Here is a 21,372-nt window from a genome sequence, read left to right as displayed (position 1 = left end):
TCGATGGCCCTATCTTTTGCGGGTGCCGCCCTGGGCGGCGCCCTGATCGGTAGCTTTCTCAATGTCGTGATTGCCCGCCTGCCGGCGCAGGTGGATTATGCGCTCGGGCAAATGCCCCCCGGCACCACCACTTGCTCAGCGGATGACTCCCCGCCACCCGGCATCGTTTGGCCCGCCTCCCACTGCCCAACCTGCAAACATCCGATTCGCCTCCGCGACAATATTCCCGTGCTCAGCTGGATGCTGCTCCGTGGCCGTTGTCGGGACTGTGGCACCGCCATTACAGCGCGCTACCCGCTGGTGGAGGTCCTCACGGCACTGCTCACCGTCACCGTGGTGGCCATCCATGGCCTGACACCCCTCACCGGGGGCCTGTTGTTAATGACCTGGTGGCTGGTGGCCCTGGCGTTCATTGATCTGGACACCCAGCTACTGCCGGATGTGCTAACCCTGACCGGCCTGTGGGCAGGCCTGCTGTTCAGCCTGTGGAATCCGCTGGTGACCCCCTACGTGGCAATCGTTGCCGCAGCCGCCGGGTATGCCGTGCTCTGGACGATCAACGCGGGCTATCGCCAGCTCAGGGGACACGACGGGCTCGGCTATGGCGACTTTAAGCTGTTTGCCATGATCGGGGCCTGGGGCGGCGTCGACGCGCTGATCACCACCAGCCTGATCGCTCCCGTCGCGGCCCTCCTGGTGGTCCTGGTTCAAATGCCCCGGAAGGGTCTGCACGCCAGGCTGGAACTGGCCTTCGGGCCCTACCTGGCGCTGGGGGGATGGATCGCCGTGGTCGCCACCCCGTCCATCATTACGTAATCACTCCGCGATGTTTGGAAACTGTCATGGGACTGACGAGTCCGATGCTGTTGTGAAGGTGGAAATATGACTCGCCCACGTGATCACGGTGGCACATCGCCTCCACGCGTATGAGGTGCAATGGAGAACCGGAGCCCGAGAATGGTCTCGATCATCAAATCCATGCCGACGCTGATACTGGGTCTGCTGCTGGTCATTGGGCTGGGAGTGACCGCCCTTCTGTATCGAGGCCATCTGGAAGCCGCCGAGGCCATTCGCACCGACACGCGGGCGGCTGTTGCCGAAACCGCGGAGCTGATCGCAGATCGCATTCCATCTGCCGTGCTGCTCGGGAATCATCGTAGCCTTCGTGAAAATCTGGACCTGGCAAAGAGCACCCCGGCCATCCAGAGGCTGGAAGTGTTTCGGTTTGACGGCGCCGGCCTCCTGGCGGGTACCCGAACGGAGGACAGCTTTGAGTATTCCGAAGCGTTTCAGGCCGTCATCCAGCACGATTCTCAGGGTTTTGAAGACACCGAGAATGAGCAGCGTTTCAGTTACATCGAGTCATTGGAAATGGGAGGCCGCACCATCGGCTGGCTGCGGCTAGTCGCCGACGCAGACAGACCACGGCCGGTCATTCGGGAGAGTTTTCAACGGTTTGTGGTGGAGTCCGCGGCCCTGTGGCTGCTGATCGGCCTCATTGTATCCGCCGGCTCCTCAAACCTTCGGATGCAGAATCGTCTGGAACGGCGCCTTCGCACCGATGAGTTGACCGGCGAACTAAGCCGTTACGGCTTCAAAGCCGACTACGCCGATGGCGGGAGAGAACAGGCTTACGGGCTCTTCCTGCTGGACGTCCATAATTTTAAAGCCATCAATGAAAGCCACGGCAGCGATATCGGGGACCAGATCCTGGCCGCCATCCCCTCGGCAATACGACGCCGAGTCACCAACGCGACGGACATCGCGCGGCTCGACGGCGACGATTTCGCCGTGGTGGCCCCGGCAAGCAACTGGGACGAAGCCCGGGCAACCGGAGGCGCCCTCTTGCAAGCCATTGGTGGATTGCACAAAGAGCAGCCATCCGTCATGGCGCCAGTCCGCGGTGCCATCGGCGGTGTCCTGCTTGGTCGAACGGATGAGCTTTCGCGCCGCCTTTCCGAGGCCGACCGCGCTCTGGAACGCGCCAGAGAATCGTCATCCAGCGAAGTCGTTCTGGCAGATGCGAATTTCCTGAGTGAGTCTCAGCAGCAGGGCGATTTCATCACCGAGAAGGAAATTCGCGAAGGGTTGGAAAAAGGTCAGTTCCGTTACTACATTCAGCCCATCGTCGATGTTCAGCGGGATCTGACGGTGGGCTATGAGGCGCTGATCCGCTGGCAGGCCGATGACCAACTCCGGCCTCCAGCCGTCTTCCTGGATAAATTCAAAGAGGTGGTTCAGGACCCGGACATGTACAAGCACGTCGTGTCCCTGCGACAGCAACTGTCCGCCCGCGCCGCCAAAAATGGCGTGCCGATGCTGTGTTATAACATCCGCCTGGAGGATATTGGGCGCCTACCCAGCGCGGAGCGGCTGAAAGTCGATTTCGGCGGTAATGTCGCGGATGGTCTCCATGTCGTCATCGAGATTTCGGAGAGCGGTATTCCGCGATATCTCGGGAGCGACATCTCCTGGTTAGGGGAAGCTTGGAAGCGCATCAGCAGCCCGGAAACAATGCTGGCGCTGGATGACTTTGGTGCGTTGGAGAGTAACCTTTTTCGGCTACTGGAACTGGACATTGACTATCTGAAAGTCGACAAGGCCATGATCTCTGCCATCGATCACGACCTTCGCTCCCGCGCTATCCTGCGCGCGGTCGCCAGCCTATGCAAAGAACTGGACATAAAAGTCATCGCCGAGGGGGTGGAGCAGCAGGCGCAGGCCGAGGCGCTCAGCGAGCTGGGCGTGTCGCTTCAACAGGGTTTTTACCACGGCTATCCGCAGCCGGCGGAGAAGTACCTGGTGTGATGCCTTCAGGCATCGCGATCGTCATGTGTGCCCCCACGCCGGGGGCCGAATATGGCCCAGTGCCCCCCACCATTGCTTTTCACCCGGTAGGCCGCCTGGTCCGCCTGTCGCAGTAACTGATCCCCATCCAGCGGATTGGCCGGATCAAACAGGGCGACTCCCAGACTGCCCTTCGCCTGAACTTCCACACCGAAACGATCCAGGCGAATCGGTTTATTGAGACTGGCGAGGAGGCGTTCAAATGCTGCTTCACCTGAGAAGTTACGCAGCAACACCACGAACTCATCGCCCCCGAGCCGAGCCACGGTATCGCTGTCTCGCACCGTCGCGTTGAGTCGTTTAGCCACTTCCACCAGGACTTGATCGCCGGCCTCATGACCGTTTTGATCATTCACCGGCTTGAAGCCATCCAGGTCCAGCACGCCCACCGCAAACCGCTCGCCGGTTCGCTCGGCGTGTGCCATCGCCTGTTGAAGTCGGTCCGTCAGTAACCGGCGGTTCGGCAACCCGGTCAACGCATCGTGGGTGGCCAATCGCTCCAACTCCGCCTCCTGCTGTAACTGTTCACGCATATCGCGGAAGACGCCAACATGGTGAATCGATTCCAGTTCCTCGGTTTTCACGGTGGCAATCGACAGCTCTACGGGGAGGGTTCCCCCGTTTTTGGTGCGACAACGGATTTGGCCTTTCCAGGCGCCGCTCCGTTGGTCGAGCTCCTGGATCAGGCGGGGGGCCAATTCCTCCCGATCCGTCTCGAACATGATCAGGCTCGCCGGCTTGCCGAGGATTTCCGCTGCCTCATAGCCCAGCAATTGGGTACAGGCGCGATTGACCTTGATGATCCGGTGCCTCTCGTCGCTGATCAGGATACCCTCCTGAACCGTTTCGAACGCGCTGGCCGCAAGCTGGCGCTGGGCCTCAAAGGCTTTAAGATCGGTGACGTCCTGAACATAGCCATGCCATGTCACGCCGCCGTCATCATCCTTCGAAGGCGTAGCTCGACCCCGCATCCAACGACGCCCATAAACCGGGTGATTCACCCGATAGCTTGCATCGAAGGGGGTGAGACCCTGCCGCGATGTTTCAAGGGCGTCAGAGAGCTCCAAGCGGTCCGCCGGCTCGATCAAGTCGAACATGACCGATGCGTCCTCGGCGACCTCCTCAGCGCTGCAGCCGTGAGTTTCCACAATGCGAGGGGACGCGAACGGGAAGGAAACGGCCCCATCCGGACCCTGCCGATACTGAAACAGCATCCCCGGCACGTTCTCGCAGAAATCCCGAAACTGATTCAGCCACCGTTGCTCGTGGCGGCTTAACCAGTCCTGAAGCACCGTCTGTCGTCGATAAAAGATCACCAGTGCCACGAGCAGCGCCACAACCATGACCACCAGCGCCCCACTGACTCCGATCGCGGTCTGATATCGCGCCAGGACATCGTCAACATCAAACCACGGACCCTGCTCGAACGGAGCCCGTTGCATGCTGGACGGCGCTGTCGGCTCACCCCGAGCCAGCACCACACTGGAAGACGGCGGTGATGCCGCGGACGACTGGACCGGGGGGAATTGATTCAGGTCACCCGTCGTCAGTGTGATGACGGCGATTCCAATCGCGCAGACCAGAATTCTTAGGGGTGCGCGCGAGGGGCGGAACCGGCGGCGCCCGCCGGGACGCCGTGCCATCAGATCTCCGGAGCACTTAATGCCAGGTGGCGTTTTTGAATCACGATATAGGATGGCGCAAAAAAGCCCGTTTATTAGGGAATATCGGCCATAACCCCAGACGAAGGATATGGACCGGCATCGGGCCCTGGCAGCCGTATCGATAAAAAAAGGGGCCGAATGGCCCCTGATTTTCATAGCTGGCGGAGAGGGTGGGATTCGAACCCACGAAGGGCGTTTAAGCCCTTACTCCCTTAGCAGGGGAGCGCCTTCAGCCACTCGGCCACCTCTCCATTTGAGAGCCGAAGGATACGGTAGTCAGGGCACTACGTAAACGGGTTCGACCGGGTCTAGCGTCCAGTGGTTCCATCACCTGGGGTGTCCTGCTCCTCCCGAATGCGTTCGTAAATCTCTTCGCGATGGACCGAGACATCCCTCGGTGCCTTGACGCCAATGCGGACTTGGTTGCCTTTGACGCCAAGGACTGTCACGGCAACATCGTCGCCGATCATAAGGGTTTCTCCGACCCGCCGGGTCAGTATCAACATCCCTTGTCTCCTCTTTTTCCGCCGCTCTCACCCCTGAGACTATGAGCGACCCGATAAATATCCACAGCAGGTGAAGGAATGCGACTGCACCATCAAGACGATCCAGTTTTATTGCTTTATGCCGCCGTGTTATCGACGAATTATAGCGATGTTGCTAAGACGTGTCTCTAATGCGATCCGAAAAAATGTTGCCGTTAGCCGGCTGACTCGCCCTCGACGCTGACCGTCTGACCACTCCGGTCATCCAGATCGAACGCCCGGTGCAGCGCCCGGGTACCCAGCTCGAGATACTTTTCGTCCACCACCACGGAGATCTTGATCTCCGAGGTGGAAATCATCTGGATGTTGATGCCCTCGGCGGCGAGCGCGTCAAACATCTTGCTCGCGACGCCGGCGTGGGAGCGCATGCCGACACCCACCAGCGACAGCTTGACGATGCTGGTGTCGCCGTAGACTTCCCGGGCGCCCAGGTCGCCGGCGAGCTCCCGAAGCGTATCCAGCCCGCGCTGATATTCGCTCTTGTTCACGGTGAACGTGAAGTCCGTCAGGCCATCATTACTGATGTTCTGGACGATCATGTCCACTTCAATATTGGCCTCGGCAATGGGCCCCAGAATACGTGCCGCGATGCCGGGGGTATCCGGCACTCCGATCATGGTGAGCTTGGCCTCGTCGCGATTGAAGGCGATGCCCGCAATCAATGGCTCTTCCATACTGCCCTGTGACATGTTGTCTCCTTCCATCGTAATCAAAGTCCCCGGCCCCTCCTCGAAGGACGACAGCACCCGCAACGGCACCTGGTATTTGCCTGCAAACTCAACCGCGCGGATCTGCAGCACCTTCGAGCCGAGACTGGCCAGCTCGAGCATCTCTTCGAAGGTCACCTTTTCCAGACGCCGGGCCGTGGGAACCACCCGGGGATCGGTGGTGTAAACCCCGTCTACATCGGTGTAAATCTGGCACTCATCCGCCTCCAGGGCGGCGGCGAGGGCCACCGCGGTGGTGTCCGAACCGCCCCGGCCAAGCGTAGTGATCGAGCCGTTTTCATCGACCCCCTGAAAACCCGCGACGATGACGATTCGGCCCGCGCTCAGATCCTCGCGGATGATTTCTGCATCAATGTCCTGGATCCGCGCCTTGCTGAACGCGCTGTCGGTAAGAATGCGGACCTGGGCGCCGGTGTAGCAGCGGGCCGGGGCACCCATGCGCTCTAACACCATGGTTAACAGCGAAATGCTCACGGTCTCGCCGGTGGACAACAGCAGATCCAGCTCCCGAGGTCGCGGGTCCGCCGTGTGGCTGGCCCGATGCGCCAGGTCGGTGAGGCGATCGGTTTCCCCTTTCATGGCGGAAACCACCACGACCACCTGGTGGCCGGCGTCCCGGGAGGCAATCGCTTTGCGGGCCACATTTTCCATGCGCTCGATGTCGCCCACGGACGACCCGCCATATTTCTGCACAATCAATGACATGGGTTTCTCAAATGATGCTTTTACTGTTTTTCGAGCCGGGCAGTGACCCAGCCCGTGACGCTTTCCAGGGCCTGAGGCAATGCCGGGACGTCAGTGCCGCCGGCCTGGGCAAAATCCGGCCGCCCACCCCCTCGACCACCCACCTGTTCCGCGACGTGGTTGACCAGCTCCCCTGCCTTGACCCGCTGGGTCAGATCCTTGGTCACCCCCGCCACCAGGCGGACCTTGTCATCCTTAACCGTCGCCAGCACGATCACCGCCGAGCCAAGCCGTTTTTTCAGCTGATCCACGGTGTCTCTCAGCGAGTCCCCACCCTCTTCAATCCGCGCTGCCAGCACCCGGACGCCAAGCACCTCTTCGGCGCTGTCCGCCAGCGCATTACCGGCCTGACTGGCCAGACGCTGCTGCAGTCGCCCGAGCTCCCGCTCCAGCTGACGGCTACGCTCCTGCTCCTGGTCCAGCCGGACCAGAATGTTATCCGGGCTGGCCTTCAGGCGTGCCGCCGTGCCGGCGATCAGTTCGGCCTGACGCTGCATGTGCTGCAGGGCGGCCTCACCGGTGATGGCCTCAATACGGCGAACCCCGGCGGACACCGCGCTTTCGGCGGTGATGGCAAAATTGCCGATGCTGCCGGTGCGCGAGACATGGCAGCCACCACAGAGCTCGGTGGAAAAATCACCAAATCGGACCACCCGGACCCGATCGCCGTACTTTTCGCCGAATAGCGCCATGGCACCAAGTTCGAGGGCACTGTCGTAGTCCGTCTCGAAAATCTCGGCGGTTTCATTGCGGCGGATCCAGGCACTGGTCAAAGACTCGATCCGATTGAGGTCATCCGGGCCGATTGGCTCGAAGTGCGAGAAGTCGAACCGAAGACGGTCCGGGGTGACCAGCGAGCCCTTCTGGTGAATATGCTCCCCCAGCACTTCCCTTAGTGCCGCATGCAGCAGGTGAGTCGCGGTGTGATTGAGGGTGGTGCGATGGCGCCGCAGGCCGTCGATGCGGGCGTCCACGGCATCGCCAAGGCGCAGCGTGCCCTGCACGAGTCGACCCAGGTGGCCGCGGGCCTGCGCATATTTCTGGGTGTCTTCCACCTCGAAGCGAAGATCCGCTGCCAGCAGCTCGCCGGTGTCACCGACCTGGCCCCCGGCCTCGGCATAAAACGGCGTGCGATCGAGGATCACCATGCCGGACTCGCCGGCCTGGAGCTCGTTGACCGCGCCGCCATCCTTGTAGAGGCCGATCACCTGAGCCGCGTCCTCCTCCACGTCGTAACCGCTGAAGATGGTTTCGCCACCGAAGTCAGCGGCGCCACCGTATTCCGCACGAAATGCGCTGGCCGCCCGGGCGCGTTCCCGCTGGGCGGACATGGCGGCCTCAAAGCCGGCCATGTCCAGATGCAGACCCTGCTCCCGGGCGACGTCAGCGGTCAGGTCCACCGGGAAGCCGAAAGTGTCATAGAGCTTAAATACGGTCTCTCCCGGAATGGTGTCGCCCTGCAGGTCCGCGAGATCCTGGGCCAGCAGCTTGAGCCCCTGCTCCAGGGTCTCTCGAAAGCGCTCTTCTTCCTGGCGCAGCACCCGCTCCACCGTGGCTTTTTCGGCGGCCAGCTCCGGGAATGCCTCGCCCATTTCGTCATTCAGCGGCTCCACCAGCCGATGGAAGAACGGCTCATCAATGCCGAGCTTGTAACCATGACGGACGGCACGGCGGATGATCCGCCGCAGCACGTAACCCCGACCTTCATTGCTGGGCAGCACGCCGTCGACGATCAAGAAGGCGCAGGCACGGATGTGATCGGCGATCACCCGCAGGGAACTGTTGTCGGTTTCCGTGGTTCCTGCCAGTTCGGCCGCTGCGGTCACCAGCCGGCGGAAGAGATCAATATCGAAATTATTGACCACGCCCTGAACCACCGCCGCCATGCGCTCCAGGCCCATGCCGGTATCAATGGAGGGCTTTGGGAGCGGCGCCAGGGCACCATCGGCGCCGCGGTCGTACTGCATGAACACCAGGTTCCAGATCTCGACGTAGCGATCGCCGTCTTCCTCTGGGGTGCCCGGGGGCCCGCCAGGCACTTCCGGGCCGTGATCATAGAAAATTTCGGAGCATGGGCCACACGGGCCGGTATCTCCCATGGACCAGAAGTTGTCCTCGGCGCCAATGCGGGAGAATCGCGCCGGATCGACGCCGATGTCCTCAAGCCAGATGGCCGCCGCCTCGTCGTCTTCCTCGTAAACGGTCACCCAGAGGCGCTCGGCGGGAATGCCGAGCTCGTCGGTGAGAAATTCCCAGGCATAGCGAATGGCATCGCGCTTGAAATAGTCGCCAAAACTGAAATTGCCCAGCATCTCGAAGAACGTGTGATGACGGGCGGTGTAACCGACATTCTCGAGATCGTTGTGCTTGCCGCCGGCTCGAACACAACGCTGGGAGGTGACCGCACGGACATAATCCCGGTGCTCCCGACCGAGAAACACATCCTTGAACGGCACCATGCCGGCATTGGTGAACAGCAGGGTCGGGTCACTGGCCGGTACCAGCGACGCGCTGGGCACAATGTGATGACCCCGCTCGGCAAAGAATCGCTGAAAGGCAGTCCTTATCTCGGCGCTTGTTTTTGTCATTCCCACTCGCTTTCAAAGGTCATGTCACCGTCGTCACCGGCTGCCGCCAGCACACGCCGCACCTGGGTGCCACTAAAACCGCGACCGGCAAGGAATCGGGACTGCTTGGCTCGATCCCGTTGATTCACCGGTGCGGTTCCGAAGCGTCGCCGCCAGGCCGAAGCACAGCGCGCAGTCCATTCTTCCTCGGGCAGATCCAGATGCATTGTAGCCAGATCCGGGCCGATACCCCTTTCCATCAAGTCAGCCCGAATCCGCAGAGGGCCGTAGCCCGACTCAAGCCGGTTGCGCACGAACTGTTCCGTGAACCGCTGCTCGCTCAGCAGACCTTCCTGCAGCAGTTCAGCGATCACCGGATCGATAACCCCCGCGTCCCAGCCCTTGCGACGGAGCTTCTGGGCGAGCTCCCTGATTGAGTGCTCGCGGCGCGCGAGCAGCCGAATGGACTGCTCACGCGCCGCGTGCTCGTCATCGGAAACCGTCATGCCGATCAGCCGTTGGCCTGATCCTCTGCCGCCGCCTCGGCATCATCCCGCCCCGCCGGCTGTCGCAGCAGTTGGGCCCGGAGCGCGCGATCGATTTCTTCGGCGATTTCCGGATGCTGCTTGAGGTGGTTACGGACATTGTCCTTGCCCTGCCCGATCCGGTCGCCGTTGTAGCTGTACCAGGCACCGGACTTGTCCACCAGGCCGTGTTTGACACCCAGATCAATGAGCTCGCCCTCGCGGGAAATCCCTTCGCCGTAGAGAATCTCGAACTCGGCCTGGCGGAAAGGCGGCGCCATTTTGTTCTTGACCACCTTGACCCGGGTCTCGTTGCCAATCACTTCATCACCGCGCTTGATCGCCCCCAGCCGGCGGATGTCCATTCGTACCGAGGAGTAGAATTTGAGCGCGTTACCGCCGGTGGTGGTCTCCGGACTGCCAAACATCACCCCGATCTTCATGCGGATCTGGTTGATGAAGACGACCGTGGTGTTGGAGCGCTTGATGTTGGCAGTGAGCTTGCGAAGCGCCTGGGACATCAGACGGGCCTGCAGCCCGACGTGAGAATCCCCCATTTCGCCCTCGATCTCGGCCTTGGGCGTAAGCGCCGCCACCGAGTCCACAACCACGATATCCACCGCGCTGGAGCGGACCAGCATGTCGGCGATCTCCAGCGCCTGCTCGCCGGTATCGGGCTGGGACACCAGCAGCTCGTCCACATCCACCCCCAGTTTGCCGGCGTATTCCGGATCCAGGGCATGTTCGGCGTCCACGAAAGCCGCGGTGCCGCCGGCCCGCTGAGCCTGGGCAATGGCCTGCAGGGTGAGCGTGGTCTTGCCGGAGGACTCCGGGCCGTAAATCTCGATCACCCGACCGCGGGGAATGCCACCGATGCCGAGTGCCACGTCCAGGGTGAGTGAGCCGGTGGAGATGACCGGCACATTGCCCACGGCTCGGGCGTCACCCATGCGCATGACGGCGCCTTTGCCGAACTGCTTCTCGATCTGCCCGAGCGCCGCGCCCAGCGCCTTTTTCCGATCTTCGTCCATGCTTAACCCTCGGTTTGGACCGCAACTATAAAGGCTTGAATTATCCCACAGTCCCGGTGAACCGCCCACCCCGGCAGGCGGCGCTGCGGTGCCGGCCGTCTCAGAGCCGCCGGGTCAGTCCATCGAGGGCCATCAACACGCTGGCGCGTCGCACGGCATCCCGATCCCCTGGGAAACGGGCCGCCTCCACGGCCACCTGGCCACTGGCCAGCGCCCAACCGAACCAGACCAGCCCGACGGGCTTATCCCGGGTGGCGCCGGCGGGCCCGGCGATGCCAGTCACCGCCAGCGCCACCCGGCCCGGGACGTCGCCCCGGGCGCCCGCTGCCATGGCCTGCGCGGTTTCCGCACTAACCGCGCCGTGTTGCTCGATCACGTCGGGCTGAACGCCCAGCAGGTCGGTCTTGGCCCGGTTGCTGTAGGCCACCAGCCCGTGAGCAAACCAGCCGGAGCTGCCGGCCCGGTCCGTACAGACTTTCGCCACCCAGCCGCCGCTGCAGGACTCCGCGCAGACCAGCTTGAGCTGCTGATCCAGCAACGTCGACGCCAGTCGGTTGGCGGCCGCGTCCAGGGCCACGTCGGTGGGTGGCGACATGAATGACCTAGCGGACCACGGTCACCGGGCAGTTGGCGTGATGCAACACCCGATGGCTGACGCTCCCCAGCATCATTTCCCGCAGACCGGACAGCCCACGACTGCCGATGACGATCAGGGGGTCACCGGCCTCATCGGCATGCTCAATGATGGCCTCGGCCGGACTGCCCGGCACCACCGTTTCTTCCACCTCGGCTTCGGTCTCACCCATCACCTTGCGGGCGCGATCGAACGCCTCGCGGGCGCTTTCATCGCGAAGCCGGGCAAACGCATCCGGCGAGAAATATTCGAGCTGCTTCGGCGTCGGTGCCTCCGTGGGCACGCCGAACATGTCCACGGGATCCTTGGGAAATGCGTACAGCAGCCGCAACGGCACCTTGAGCGCTGCCGCCAGGTCCGCTGCGTAGGCCGCCGATGCCCCGGACCCCTCGGATCCGTCCACCGGTGCCAGAATGATCGAAGGTTTGTTCGCCATCTTTTTCTCCTCACTCCGCTGGGTTGAATGGCCCGGCTCAATGCACCACCAGGCCAACATCGGCCATCATCGGCTCAAATATGCCGCCGACCAGGTAGGCGATGACCGCCGCGCCGCCGCCCATCAGCAGCGTTTCCAGCCCGGCGCGCCAACGGCCTTCGCCCAACACCATACCTTTGGCAAAGCCGATGCCAAAAAACGTCAGGGCGGTGAGGGTCGCGCTCACCGCAAACGCCACATCCAGGCCCATCGCGGGCAGCATGAAGGGCAGCAGGGGCACGGCGCCCACCAGAACGAACGCACCGAACGTCCAGAGGGCTGCCCGCAGTGGCTCGGACCCCTGCAGATCCAGCCCATGCTCCTCACGCAGCATGGTCTCGACCCAAAGGGATTCGTCGCCGGTGATGGTGTCCACGATCTGCTCGAGGACCTCGCCTTCAAAGCCCTTGCGGGCAAAGATCTGGCGGATTTCTTCGCGTTCGCCATCCGGTGTTTCCCGGATATGGCGATTTTCGACCCGCCGTGTCTGCTCCAGGGCGTCGCGGTCGCTCTTGACCCCCTGGTAGTTGCTGACACCCATGCTGAATCCATCGGCGATGAGGCTGGCGAGGCCGAGACCGAAGGCGACGATCCCGGGCAGACCCGCCCCGGCCACACTGGCCACCACGGCGAAAGTGGTGACGCATCCGTCGATGCCACCGAGCAGTGCATCCCGCAGATAACTGGGGCGGCGTCCGTCGTCCAGGCGTCGGCGAATGGCCTCCGGGTGGTGACTGTGCTCAAGCTCTGTCATCGCGGTGCCAGCGGCGTTACTCTGCGTGCCGCGCATGATGCCATAGCGGCTTTGGTCACGCTCAGGAGTCGGAATGACCCAGCAGGTTGCGATTAGCGGATTCGGTCGTATCGGTCGCAGTGTTCTGAGGGCCTGGCTCGAGCGAGCGGACACCAGCGAATGGACCGTGACGGTCATCAATGAGCCCGCCGACCCCGAAGCCATCGCACTGCTCACCCGCTATGACAGCAACTACGGACGCCTCCGGGAACCGGTGTCCGTCCAGGAGCATCACCTGCAGGTGGGCGGACATCGCATCCGGTTGCTGCCCGGCCTTGATCCAGCGGCGGCGGACTGGGGCGGCCTTGGCGTCGATCTGGTACTGGACTGCACCGGGCTTGCCGCCGACCGGGCCGCCGGCGAAGCGCACCTGAACGCGGGCGCCCATCGTGTGCTGTTCTCCCAGCCCGGCACGCCGGACCTGGACCTGACCGCGGTGAGGGGCTTCAATGATTCGTCCATCGAGCCCGGGAACCGCCTGCTCTCGGCCGGTTCCTGCACCACTAACTGCCTGATTCCGTTGCTGTCCATCGTCGATCAAGCGGTCGGAGTGGTGCGTGGTGCCACCACCACGCTACACGCGGCCATGAACGACCAGCCGGTGGGAGACACCCTGCAAGGTAACGAGCTGCGCCGCACCCGCTCGGCACTGAATGCATTCATGCCCATCGACACCGCCCTCGGGCGTGGCGTGGAGCGCCTGATGCCGGCTCTCGCAGGCCGAATCGACTGCCTGCACATGCGCCTGCCCACCACCACGGTCTCGGCCATGGACCTCACCCTGGTCAGCGAGCGAGCGACTTCGACGGATGCCATCAATCAGGCACTGATCAAGGCCAGCGAGCAGCGCTGGCGGGGACTCATCGGGGTTTGTGAGGACCCGGTGAGTTCGGTGGACTTTTCCAAAGACCCCCACTCCGGGGTGGTGGATCTCACCCAGACCCGAGTGATCGACGGTCACCTGATCAAACTCATCTGCTGGTTTGATAATGAGTGGGGTTTTGCCAACCGGATGGTTGACCTGGCTAACGATTTGGCCCGGATGAATCGCCCTCCGGCGGACTGACCACCCGAACCCGCAGGCTCCAGACCTCCGGGCCCTCGTCCACGGGCTGGATCACCAGGCGAGCGCCGTATTGCTGATGGAGATAGCCGAGCAGTCGATCCGGCGGCTCGTGAAACACCAGCAGGACATCTTCATCGGCTTTCAGGGCGGTGAGGGTCTGATCCACCAGCCCCAGCCGCAGTCGTGGCTGGAACAGTCGCAGATCCACCACCCCACCGGCATAGGCCGTCGGGCTCCAACCCTCAGAAGCCAAGCTCGTTGGCCTCATCAAGGTCCGTGGAATACGCCAGCGCTTCCTGCAGCGCGTCGTCACTCATGGATTCCAGCTGGCGGGCGGATTCCAGGTGGGACTCGGCGTCCACCGGCGCCTTGCGGACTTCTCCAGCCCCCTCGCAGGCAAAGATCAGATAACAGGCTCCGTAGGAGCCGGCCATCACATCCACGCTCCACGGGTTGCCCTGTTGATCACGGACCGTGCGCATTCTCGGATCTCCCGGGTGTTAAGGTGTCCGTCCCACGGCACCGGAGCATCTGCTGCATGACGTCAGGCCACGGCCAGGCCGCCCCTTCGACGCCAGTCATCATTCTCCTGCTCTGGGGCGCCGGGCTCTACCTCCGACTGACCGTCATGGTGGCACCGCCGCTGGCGCCTGTCATCGCCGAGGACCTGGGCCTCGGGGAAGCGCTCACCGGCTCGCTCACCACCCTGCCCATTCTGATGCTGGCGGTGGCGGGCATTGGTGCGTCCTTTCTGATCAGTCGCATCGGTGCCCGCAACACCCTGATTATCGCTCTTTGCCTGGTGGCGCTGACATCGGCCATGCGGGGCGCCGGCGAGACGGTGACGCTTTTCATCGCGACCGCCGCCATGGGGTTCGCCATCGCAGCCATCCAGCCGGCGCTGCCGACGCTGATCACCCAATGGTGGCCAACCCGTATCGCGCTGGGGACTGCCGTCTACATGAACGGCATGCTGGTGGGCGAGGTGCTGGGTTCGACCCTGACCATCCCGCTCATGCTTCCGCTGGCCGATGGCAATTGGCGGTTGGCGATACTGCTCTGGTCCATGCCGGCCCTATTGCCTGCGCTTGCCCTGCTGCTGTTCTCCCGCTCACCCGCCCGAGACCGGGATGACAGCGGCCGGTGGATGCCGGAATGGCGCAAGCCGCTGGTCTGGCGTCTCGGTGCCCTGCTGGGTGCCAGCGGGGCGCTATTTTTTGGCAGCAATGCCTATCTGGGCAGCGTGCTCGGGGCCCGAGGCGAATCGGATCTGCTGGCACTGGGATTGATCCTGCTGAATGGCACCCAGCTGCTGGCTTCATTGCTGATGTTTCGGCTGGCGCGCTTTTGGACCGGTCGCTCCGCTCCACTGATTCTGCTGATGCTGCTGGGGATTACTTCGCTGACGCTGTTCGTGCTGGTCCCGGGCTATCCTGGCCTGGCCATGCTGTTCCCGGCCGGGCTCGCCGCGGGGATGATGCTGATACTGATGGCCGGGCTGCCACCTCTGTACGCCCGCGGGACCGAGACCGCGGCGCTGGCGGCCGGGATGTTCGGCATCGGTGCGATCATTAATTTTGCGGTGCCCCTGGGGGGTGGCCTGGTGGCGGACATCACCGGTGCACCCGGCGCCGCGATCGTCCCGATTCTGGTGTACAGCGCCCTGGTGGTGCCCCTGGCTCGGGGGCTGCCACCCCTGCCCCGTTAGCGCTCAGGCCTCGGGTTTGTCCCAGCGGAAACAGTACATCGGCGGGATGTTCACCCACTCCCGCTCCCGGGCGGGTTCCCCCATGATCGTGCGTGCCAGCCGATAGACCTCATCGCGGAACTGATAGGCCATGAACCGGCCACCCGGTGCCAGCAGGCGCCAGGCATCCTCCAGAATCTTCACACCCACTTCCCGCGGCATAGTGGAGAAAGGAATGCCGGAAAAAATGGCCTCGGGCGCGGGCAGGCCATGCTGTTCCAGAAAGCCCTCCATATCCGCCGCGGTGCCCTGCTGCGCAATCAGCCGGGGATCACCCAGACCTGCCAGCCCGGTGACGAATTCCTCACTGGTATCGATGGCCAGCAATCGCCCGTCGCCGGGCATGGCCTTGAGCACCGCGCGAGTGGTCCCCCCGGTGCCGGGGCCAAGCTCTACCATCACCCGGGTGGAGGCAGGATCCACCAGCCGGACAATTCTCGCTTCCATACAGCGGGAGCTGGGGATGACTGATCCGACCTCTTTCGGCCGGCGCACAAACCCCTGAAAAAATCGTGCCCGTTCCGATAACTCGCCCATTATCCCTCCAGGTAACGTTGAACGTCCGGCCGCCAGCCGGCAAAGTGGCGCCATGGTAATACGATTCTTGAGGAAAATGCTTGGTGGGACGGACACCGACACCCCGCCGGAGCCGGTCAGCGAAACCACTTATCAGGGGTATCAAATCATCGCAGCGCCCATTGAGGACGCCGGTGGATGGCGAGTGAGCGGCCGAATTGTCCGCACCACCGGGGATGGCGAGGAGGCCGTGCCGTTTGTGCGGGCCGATGTCTACGGCAGCCGCGAGGTGGCCGCTGAAATGACCACCCACAAAGCCCAGCGGCTGATCGACGAGCAGGGTGGACGGCTATTCGACAGCGGCCACTGACCCCGCCGTTCAGACCATGCACTGGCCGCCATTGATGCTGATGGTGGAGCCGGTCACAAAAGCGGCGGCGTCACTGGCGAGATAATCCACCGCGCGGCCGATTTCCTCGGCTTCACCCAGGCGATTCACCGGGATCTGGGAGACAATCTGCTCCAGCACCTTCTCCGGGACCGCCTGCACCATTTCCGTCCCGATGTAACCCGGCGCTACCACATTGGCGGTGATGCCCTTGCGGGCATTTTCCTGGGCGATGGACTTGGTGAACCCGATGATGCCGGCCTTGGCCGCGGCGTAGTTGGCCTGGCCCATCTGCCCTTTCTGGCCGTTGATGGAGCTGATTTGAATGATCCGGCCGAAGCCCCGGTCACGCATGCCATTAATCACGGCACGGGTCATGTTGAATGCTGAGGTCAGATTGGTGCGGATCACGGCGTCCCAGTCCTCGGCCGTCATTTTGTGCAATGTGCCATCCCGGGTAATGCCAGCATTGTTGACCAACACGTCCACCGGCCCGATGGATTCCTCGACCTCGGCGATACCCGTCTGGCAGGCATCAAAATCGCCCACATCCCACTTGCGAGCCGGAATGCCGGTTTCGTCGGTGAATGCCGCGGCCTTCTCGTCATTGCCCTGGTAAGTCACCACCGCCTTGTGTCCCGACTGGACCAGAGCCTGTGCAATCGCTGCGCCAATGCCCCGGGTGCCGCCGGTGATCAGTGCTACTCTCGCCATGGGATGCCTCCTTTTTAAAATGCTTCTCTCCGTCATCCTGACCATACCGACCCCCACGGGGCGGTGACCAGACGCAATGCAGCATTGGCATTTCAAATGCCGGGCGCGACGGGCACAATCTGCGCTTTCTGACCGAACCGCATCGGAGAGACATGAACGCGAGCGTCGATAATCGGGTGCGTGGGGTGCAGGCCGGCGGACAGCGGGGCCTGCTTCGCGGCAGCTTCAAGGGACTGGAAAAAGAAAGTCTGCGCGTCACCCCGGATGCCCGCGTATCCCAGCGTCCCCATCCCCGGGGCCTGGGATCCGCGCTTTGCCATCCACAGATCACCACGGACTATTCCGAAGCGCTGCTGGAATTCGTCACGCCGGCATTCCAGGACAGCGAAGATGCCCTCGCCCGTCTGCACGCGCTGCATCAGTACACCGCCCGGGTGATCGACGACGAAATCCTCTGGGCGACCAGCATGCCGTGCCTGACCGATGGCGACGCCAGCATCCCGATTGCCGACTATGGCCACTCCAACATCGGCCAGATGAAACATGTCTATCGACGCGGTCTGGACTGGCGTTATGGGCGTGCCATGCAGGCCATCGCCGGCATTCATTTCAATTATTCGTTCAGTGAGCCGTTCCTGCGGGCGGTTCAGGCCAGCGAAAATGACCGTCGCGAATTTGCCGCCTTTCGCTCGGATTTCTATTTTCGACTGATCCGCAATTTTCAGCGATACGGATGGTTGGTGCCTTTCCTCATGGGAGCCTCCCCGGCCATCTGCAAATCCTTCACCGGCGGGCAGAATCTGGACTTTGAGAGCTTCTCGCCACGAACCTTTTACACCCCCTACGGCACGTCACTGCGCATGAGTGACATTGGCTACAAAAACAACGCCCAGGCCGCGCTCAACATCAGCTACAACGATCTGGACTCCTACGTGAGCAGCCTTCGGCATGCCATAGAGACACCGGATCCGGAGTACGCTCGCATCGGCACCCAGGTCGCCGGCGAGTGGCGTCAGCTCAACACCAACGTCCTCCAGATCGAAAATGAGTACTACAGTTTCGTGCGGCCCAAAGCGGCTGCCCGCTCCGGTGAACAACCCACCTGCGCACTGCGCCGCGCCGGGGTGGAATACGTCGAGATCCGGGCCCTCGACCTGGATCCGTTCTCTCCGATTGGTATCACCCATGATCAGACGGATTTCCTGGAAATACTCCTGCTTTTCTGTCTGCTCTCGGATAGCCCAGCCATCGACGCCGCCGAGCAGAGCCGCATTAACGCCAATCAGGGCCTGGTGGCCCGCGCTGGCCGGGATCCCGAGCTGAAACTCCATCGCGCCGACGGCGAGCGGGTCGGTCTCAGGGACTGGGCGCGGGAGATCTTCGACGGCATGGCCGGGCCGGCCGAGCTGCTGGATGAAGTGCACGATCAGCACCACTACCGCCATATTCTCTCCCGGTACCGGGAGCGCATCGACGATGCGTCACTGACGCCCTCAGCCCGGGTGCTGGAGGTCATGGACCGCAACCACGAGGAGTTCGTGGAGTTTGGTCTGCGGGTCTCTGCCGATCATGCCGAAACCCTTCGTGACCAGCCGCTGGAGCCGACCATGGCCGCAACGCTGGCCGAAGAAGCCGCCGAGTCCCTAGCGGAGCAGGCTCGGCTGGAAGCCACGGACCAACCCCCCTTCGAGGCATTTCTGGCGGCCTACTTCGCCCAGAAGCCGACGTGCGGTAGTTGATTGGACCTCGCCAGAGCGGTTGACTGAATAGCGCCGCGACAGGGACGTCGTGGCTTGCCATCACAGGGATGGAGTTCATGCTCAGTCAATCACCATTTATTGCGATTGCCGCGTTCGCGGCCTCCAGCCTGGGGGTGGCGGCGCTCGCCGTTTTGGGTCCGGCGGCGATTCAGGGCTACCAGCGCCACATGAACGACGAGGTGGGCGGTCAGCTGCGGGCCCAGTTCATCAACATGCCGACTTCCCGACTGGTCATGGCGGCCTTCGTCAGTGCGGGTCTGGTCCTTATCGTCACCCTGCCACTTCTGCCCTGGCCCGTAGCGGTGAGTCTCGGACTCGCCAGTCTCGCCGCGCCGCGTCTACTGGTGGGGTTCATTCGCACCCGGCGCCAGCGCACCCTGATCCGTCAGCTGCCGGATGCCCTGCAGGCGCTGGCCGCCTCACTGCGGGCCGGCAGCAATCTGGGCCGCGGTTTCGAACTGGTTTCACAGCGGCAACCGCGTCCACTGGCGGAGGAGTTTGCCCTCATTATTCAGCGTCAGCGCCTGGGCGAAGATCTGGAACCGATACTCGATGATCTTCACCGTCGCATTCCCACCGAGGAGATCGCGCTTTTTCGAAGCGCCATTCTGATCACCCGCCAGGTTGGTGGTGACCTGGCCAGCATTCTCGACAGCCTGGGGGCGACCCTGCGGGAGCGCGCCGCGGTGGAGGATCGGGTACAGGCGCTAACGTCGATGGGTCGCATGCAGGGCCGGGTGATGGCGCTGCTGCCGGTGGGCATCGGCGCCATGCTGTATCTCCAGCAACCGGCCCTCATGAGTCAGCTTTTCACGACCCTGGCCGGTCAGGCGCTTCTGGGAGTGATTGGCGTGATGACCGGGGTCGCAACCCTCTGGATCCGTCGCATCGTCCGAATCGATGTCTGAAATCGGCGCAACGGCCATTGCGGGACTGCTCGGCTTCAGCGCGGCGCTGCTCGCGCTGAGTCTGGCGGACCTGCTCCGCCCCGGCCACTGGCAAAGTCGGGATACCTGGCGGGATCCCGCCCCGGCATTGTTCCGCTGGTTGCTCCCCATCGCCCGAACCCTCGCCGGTTACCGCGCCGTTACCCCCCACCGCGCCGCCGCGCTGCAAAAAGCACTCGACCGTGCCGGCGTCGGCTATGCGATTCTGCCCGCCGAACTGCAGGCCCTGCAGGCGCTGCTGGCCCTGGCCGCGGTGGTTCCGGGCCTGGGAGCGGCACACGGCCTCAATATGGCTGGCAGTCAGGCCGGAGCCCTCGTCCTGTCAGCCATCCTGCTGGGGGTTGTTTACCCCAAGCTCTGGCTGCACGAGCAGGCCCGGCGCCGTCAGCAGATTGTTGCCCGCGAGTTTCCCGCCCTGCTCGAGCTACTCACCCTGTCCATACGGGCCGGTCTGGGCTTCAGCGCGGCACTCAATCAGGCCATCCGCTTTTTGCCCCCGGGGCCATTGCGCCAGGAGTGCCAGCGACTCGGCCGGGAGATCCGCACCGGCTCCAGTCGCCATCAGGCACTGGAAGGGCTTGCCAACCGCACCGACCTGGCGGCGGTGAAAAGTTTTGTGGCCGCTCTGATCCAGGCCGACGAGACCGGCGCGGCCATTAGCGATGTGCTCGGTGAACAAGCGCGCCAACGCCGCCGGGAGCGCTTTGCCGCGGCGGAAAAGCGGGCCAACGAAGCGCCGGTGCGCATGCTGCTGCCACTGGTCACCCTGCTGTTCCCGGTGACGTTTCTCATCATCGGCTTCCCGATCGCCCTGCAATTCCTGAACCTCGGGGGTCTGCCGTGAGCTGGCGCCGGCTTAAGCGATTGACACTGGTGAGCACCCGGGAGCCCGGCCGGTCGCTCAAGGTTTACCGCGCCCGGTCTTTTCAAGACCGGCTGGTGGGGCTGCTGGGCACGAAACACCCCCCGGAAGCCAACGAGGCATTAATGCTCTCCCCGGCGGGCAGCGTTCACACCATCGGGATGCGCTACCCGCTGACCCTGGTTTATCTGGCCGCCGATTGGCGGGTCCTCGCCATTCATCCGGCGATACCCCCCGGGCGCGTCATCAGAGCACCCCGGGGAGCCGGCCACTGCCTGGAGATGAACCCCGCGCCGGTCTGGTGCCCGACCGCCGGTGAGCAGCTACAGGAGGCGATGACACCACCATGACACGCCGATCCCGTTTGATACCGCTGCTGCTGATTCTTTGCCTGAGTTTGACGGGCTGCGCCACCAACGGTCACTCCACCGGTGGCAATGCACGCACCGATGCGGTCATCGAGGATCTTGAAGCCGCTGACCGGGCCATGGGACGTGGAGATCTCGCCGAGGCCGAACGTCTTTACCGGGCCCTGATCAACGAGGCACCCGATCTGATTTCACCGCACTTCCAGCTTGGCGTTATTGCCTACCAGCAGCGACGCCTTGAAGACGCCCGACATGCCTTCGAAGCCGTCCGCGAGCGGGATCGAGGGCATGTCCTGGCGATCCACAACCTCGCCATCGTCCATCTTGAGGCCGCCCGGCAACTGCTGCTGGAGCACCAGCGACTGGCCCCCGTGAGTGCCCAGCGACCGACCCTGGTGGAGATTCGCCGTGCCCTTCATGAGCTGGGCGAGGACCACGCCGCGGCGCCCTGA

At 63.2% G+C, this 21,372-nt stretch carries 23 protein-coding genes and 1 tRNA gene; 10 read left to right on the top strand and 14 right to left on the bottom strand.

The features are described from left to right. Positions 1 to 3 precede the first annotated feature (3 nt). Complete coding sequence (locus tag GJ672_RS04110) at positions 4 to 816, top strand: A24 family peptidase (RefSeq protein ID WP_154296004.1); 813 nt, start codon at positions 4 to 6, stop codon at positions 814 to 816. 141 nt (positions 817 to 957) lie between these two features. Next, positions 958 to 2,808: a bifunctional diguanylate cyclase/phosphodiesterase gene (locus GJ672_RS04105; protein ID WP_195759552.1), complete on the top strand. Its 1,851-nt coding sequence runs from the start codon at positions 958 to 960 to the stop codon at positions 2,806 to 2,808. 5 nt (positions 2,809 to 2,813) lie between these two features. On the opposite strand, the gene GJ672_RS04100 is transcribed toward GJ672_RS04105, so the two are convergent. The 10 genes from GJ672_RS04100 to GJ672_RS04055 form a co-directional block, all read right to left on the bottom strand. Beyond that, positions 2,814 to 4,490, bottom strand: a complete 1,677-nt coding sequence (locus GJ672_RS04100) for a diguanylate cyclase domain-containing protein (protein ID WP_195759551.1) — start codon at positions 4,488 to 4,490, stop codon at positions 2,814 to 2,816. A gap of 180 nt (positions 4,491 to 4,670) precedes the next feature. Continuing rightward, positions 4,671 to 4,762 (bottom strand) — tRNA-Ser (locus GJ672_RS04095). Positions 4,763 to 4,819: 57 nt separating this feature from the next. After that, positions 4,820 to 5,017, bottom strand: coding sequence for a carbon storage regulator CsrA (csrA, locus tag GJ672_RS04090; protein WP_154296001.1), 198 nt, complete (start codon positions 5,015 to 5,017; stop codon positions 4,820 to 4,822). Between the two features lie 194 nt (positions 5,018 to 5,211). Continuing rightward, entirely contained in the window at positions 5,212 to 6,489 is a 1,278-nt protein-coding gene (locus GJ672_RS04085) for an aspartate kinase (protein ID WP_154296000.1), read from the bottom strand. 20 nt (positions 6,490 to 6,509) lie between these two features. After that, on the bottom strand, positions 6,510 to 9,116 hold the full coding sequence (gene alaS, locus GJ672_RS04080) for an alanine--tRNA ligase (RefSeq protein WP_154295999.1): 2,607 nt from the start codon (positions 9,114 to 9,116) through the stop codon (positions 6,510 to 6,512). Continuing rightward, entirely contained in the window at positions 9,113 to 9,601 is a 489-nt protein-coding gene (locus tag GJ672_RS04075; RefSeq protein WP_229381952.1) for a regulatory protein RecX, read from the bottom strand. The genes alaS and GJ672_RS04075 overlap by 4 nt, the downstream gene beginning before the upstream one ends. 5 nt (positions 9,602 to 9,606) lie before the next feature. Continuing rightward, entirely contained in the window at positions 9,607 to 10,650 is a 1,044-nt protein-coding gene (gene recA, locus GJ672_RS04070; protein ID WP_154295998.1) for a recombinase RecA, read from the bottom strand. Between the two features lie 100 nt (positions 10,651 to 10,750). Next, positions 10,751 to 11,245: a CinA family protein gene (locus tag GJ672_RS04065; RefSeq protein WP_154295997.1), complete on the bottom strand. Its 495-nt coding sequence runs from the start codon at positions 11,243 to 11,245 to the stop codon at positions 10,751 to 10,753. A gap of 7 nt (positions 11,246 to 11,252) precedes the next feature. Further along, positions 11,253 to 11,720, bottom strand: a complete 468-nt coding sequence (locus GJ672_RS04060) for a universal stress protein (RefSeq protein ID WP_154295996.1) — start codon at positions 11,718 to 11,720, stop codon at positions 11,253 to 11,255. A 37-nt stretch (positions 11,721 to 11,757) separates the two neighbouring features. Further along, a complete protein-coding gene (locus GJ672_RS04055) occupies positions 11,758 to 12,549 on the bottom strand; it encodes a VIT1/CCC1 transporter family protein (protein ID WP_229381951.1) in 792 nt (263 codons plus the stop codon). Between the two features lie 37 nt (positions 12,550 to 12,586). On the opposite strand from GJ672_RS04055, the gene GJ672_RS04050 reads away from it, so the two are divergent. Then, positions 12,587 to 13,618, top strand: a complete 1,032-nt coding sequence (locus GJ672_RS04050; RefSeq protein WP_154295995.1) for a type I glyceraldehyde-3-phosphate dehydrogenase — start codon at positions 12,587 to 12,589, stop codon at positions 13,616 to 13,618. On the opposite strand, the gene GJ672_RS04045 is transcribed toward GJ672_RS04050, so the two are convergent. Both GJ672_RS04045 and GJ672_RS04040 read right to left on the bottom strand, forming a co-directional pair. Beyond that, positions 13,578 to 13,871, bottom strand: coding sequence for a DUF2249 domain-containing protein (locus GJ672_RS04045; protein WP_195759550.1), 294 nt, complete (start codon positions 13,869 to 13,871; stop codon positions 13,578 to 13,580). The genes GJ672_RS04050 and GJ672_RS04045 overlap by 41 nt on opposite strands. Next, a complete protein-coding gene (locus GJ672_RS04040; protein ID WP_154295993.1) occupies positions 13,861 to 14,100 on the bottom strand; it encodes a hypothetical protein in 240 nt (79 codons plus the stop codon). The genes GJ672_RS04045 and GJ672_RS04040 overlap by 11 nt, the downstream gene beginning before the upstream one ends. A gap of 56 nt (positions 14,101 to 14,156) precedes the next feature. Between GJ672_RS04040 and GJ672_RS04035 the strand changes: the two genes are divergently transcribed. Then, positions 14,157 to 15,326 carry a CynX/NimT family MFS transporter gene (locus GJ672_RS04035; protein WP_154295992.1) on the top strand — a complete coding sequence of 390 codons (1,170 nt, stop codon included), beginning with the start codon at positions 14,157 to 14,159 and terminating at the stop codon, positions 15,324 to 15,326. A 3-nt stretch (positions 15,327 to 15,329) separates the two neighbouring features. On the opposite strand, the gene GJ672_RS04030 is transcribed toward GJ672_RS04035, so the two are convergent. After that, positions 15,330 to 15,902 carry a class I SAM-dependent methyltransferase gene (locus GJ672_RS04030; protein ID WP_154295991.1) on the bottom strand — a complete coding sequence of 191 codons (573 nt, stop codon included), beginning with the start codon at positions 15,900 to 15,902 and terminating at the stop codon, positions 15,330 to 15,332. Between the two features lie 76 nt (positions 15,903 to 15,978). Between GJ672_RS04030 and GJ672_RS04025 the strand changes: the two genes are divergently transcribed. Continuing rightward, complete coding sequence (locus tag GJ672_RS04025) at positions 15,979 to 16,251, top strand: HlyU family transcriptional regulator (protein ID WP_229381950.1); 273 nt, start codon at positions 15,979 to 15,981, stop codon at positions 16,249 to 16,251. A 9-nt stretch (positions 16,252 to 16,260) separates the two neighbouring features. Here GJ672_RS04025 and phbB read toward each other — a convergent pair whose 3' ends face one another. Then, positions 16,261 to 16,983: an acetoacetyl-CoA reductase gene (phbB, locus tag GJ672_RS04020; RefSeq protein ID WP_154295989.1), complete on the bottom strand. Its 723-nt coding sequence runs from the start codon at positions 16,981 to 16,983 to the stop codon at positions 16,261 to 16,263. 152 nt (positions 16,984 to 17,135) lie between these two features. Here phbB and gshA point away from each other — a divergent pair, with 152 nt between their 5' ends. From gshA to GJ672_RS03995, 5 genes are all read left to right on the top strand, one after another. Further along, a complete protein-coding gene (gene gshA, locus GJ672_RS04015; protein ID WP_154295988.1) occupies positions 17,136 to 18,722 on the top strand; it encodes a glutamate--cysteine ligase in 1,587 nt (528 codons plus the stop codon). A 77-nt stretch (positions 18,723 to 18,799) separates the two neighbouring features. Next, positions 18,800 to 19,651: a type II secretion system F family protein gene (locus GJ672_RS04010; protein ID WP_195759549.1), complete on the top strand. Its 852-nt coding sequence runs from the start codon at positions 18,800 to 18,802 to the stop codon at positions 19,649 to 19,651. Next, positions 19,644 to 20,534, top strand: coding sequence for a type II secretion system F family protein (locus GJ672_RS04005; protein WP_154295986.1), 891 nt, complete (start codon positions 19,644 to 19,646; stop codon positions 20,532 to 20,534). The genes GJ672_RS04010 and GJ672_RS04005 overlap by 8 nt, the downstream gene beginning before the upstream one ends. Then, the gene (locus GJ672_RS04000) at positions 20,531 to 20,902 is read left to right on the top strand and encodes a DUF192 domain-containing protein (RefSeq protein WP_195759548.1); all 372 of its coding nucleotides are present in this window, start codon (positions 20,531 to 20,533) and stop codon (positions 20,900 to 20,902) included. The genes GJ672_RS04005 and GJ672_RS04000 overlap by 4 nt, the downstream gene beginning before the upstream one ends. Then, positions 20,899 to 21,372, top strand: coding sequence for a tetratricopeptide repeat protein (locus GJ672_RS03995; protein ID WP_154295984.1), 474 nt, complete (start codon positions 20,899 to 20,901; stop codon positions 21,370 to 21,372). Before GJ672_RS04000 ends, GJ672_RS03995 begins: the two co-directional genes overlap by 4 nt.

The sequence above is a fragment of the Spiribacter sp. 2438 genome, from assembly GCF_009676705.1.
Taxonomy (GTDB): Bacteria; Pseudomonadota; Gammaproteobacteria; order Nitrococcales; family Nitrococcaceae; genus Spiribacter.
Note: the sequence above shows the minus strand (reverse complement) of the source record. Positions and strands in the feature narration are given on the sequence as shown.

Bases quoted from the DNA above. Each gene is read 5' to 3' on its own strand.
- GJ672_RS04065 (WP_154295997.1), bottom strand. From the start codon at position 11,245: ATGTCGCCACCCACCGACGTGGCCCTGGACGCGGCCGCCAACCGACTG.
- alaS (WP_154295999.1), bottom strand. From the start codon at position 9,116: ATGACAAAAACAAGCGCCGAGATAAGGACTGCCTTTCAGCGATTCTTT.
- GJ672_RS04105 (WP_195759552.1), top strand. From the start codon at position 958: ATGGTCTCGATCATCAAATCCATGCCGACGCTGATACTGGGTCTGCTG.
- GJ672_RS04100 (WP_195759551.1), bottom strand. From the start codon at position 4,490: ATGGCACGGCGTCCCGGCGGGCGCCGCCGGTTCCGCCCCTCGCGCGCA.
- csrA (WP_154296001.1), bottom strand. From the start codon at position 5,017: ATGTTGATACTGACCCGGCGGGTCGGAGAAACCCTTATGATCGGCGAC.
- GJ672_RS04005 (WP_154295986.1), top strand. From the start codon at position 19,644: ATGTCTGAAATCGGCGCAACGGCCATTGCGGGACTGCTCGGCTTCAGC.
- phbB (WP_154295989.1), bottom strand. From the start codon at position 16,983: ATGGCGAGAGTAGCACTGATCACCGGCGGCACCCGGGGCATTGGCGCA.
- GJ672_RS03995 (WP_154295984.1), top strand. From the start codon at position 20,899: ATGACACGCCGATCCCGTTTGATACCGCTGCTGCTGATTCTTTGCCTG.
- GJ672_RS04075 (WP_229381952.1), bottom strand. From the start codon at position 9,601: ATGACGGTTTCCGATGACGAGCACGCGGCGCGTGAGCAGTCCATTCGG.
- GJ672_RS04050 (WP_154295995.1), top strand. From the start codon at position 12,587: ATGACCCAGCAGGTTGCGATTAGCGGATTCGGTCGTATCGGTCGCAGT.
- recA (WP_154295998.1), bottom strand. From the start codon at position 10,650: ATGGACGAAGATCGGAAAAAGGCGCTGGGCGCGGCGCTCGGGCAGATC.
- GJ672_RS04055 (WP_229381951.1), bottom strand. From the start codon at position 12,549: ATGCGCGGCACGCAGAGTAACGCCGCTGGCACCGCGATGACAGAGCTT.
- GJ672_RS04025 (WP_229381950.1), top strand. From the start codon at position 15,979: ATGCTTGGTGGGACGGACACCGACACCCCGCCGGAGCCGGTCAGCGAA.
- GJ672_RS04040 (WP_154295993.1), bottom strand. From the start codon at position 14,100: ATGCGCACGGTCCGTGATCAACAGGGCAACCCGTGGAGCGTGGATGTG.
- gshA (WP_154295988.1), top strand. From the start codon at position 17,136: ATGAACGCGAGCGTCGATAATCGGGTGCGTGGGGTGCAGGCCGGCGGA.
- GJ672_RS04060 (WP_154295996.1), bottom strand. From the start codon at position 11,720: ATGGCGAACAAACCTTCGATCATTCTGGCACCGGTGGACGGATCCGAG.
- GJ672_RS04085 (WP_154296000.1), bottom strand. From the start codon at position 6,489: ATGTCATTGATTGTGCAGAAATATGGCGGGTCGTCCGTGGGCGACATC.
- GJ672_RS04035 (WP_154295992.1), top strand. From the start codon at position 14,157: ATGACGTCAGGCCACGGCCAGGCCGCCCCTTCGACGCCAGTCATCATT.
- GJ672_RS04110 (WP_154296004.1), top strand. From the start codon at position 4: ATGGCCCTATCTTTTGCGGGTGCCGCCCTGGGCGGCGCCCTGATCGGT.
- GJ672_RS04030 (WP_154295991.1), bottom strand. From the start codon at position 15,902: ATGGGCGAGTTATCGGAACGGGCACGATTTTTTCAGGGGTTTGTGCGC.
- GJ672_RS04010 (WP_195759549.1), top strand. From the start codon at position 18,800: ATGCTCAGTCAATCACCATTTATTGCGATTGCCGCGTTCGCGGCCTCC.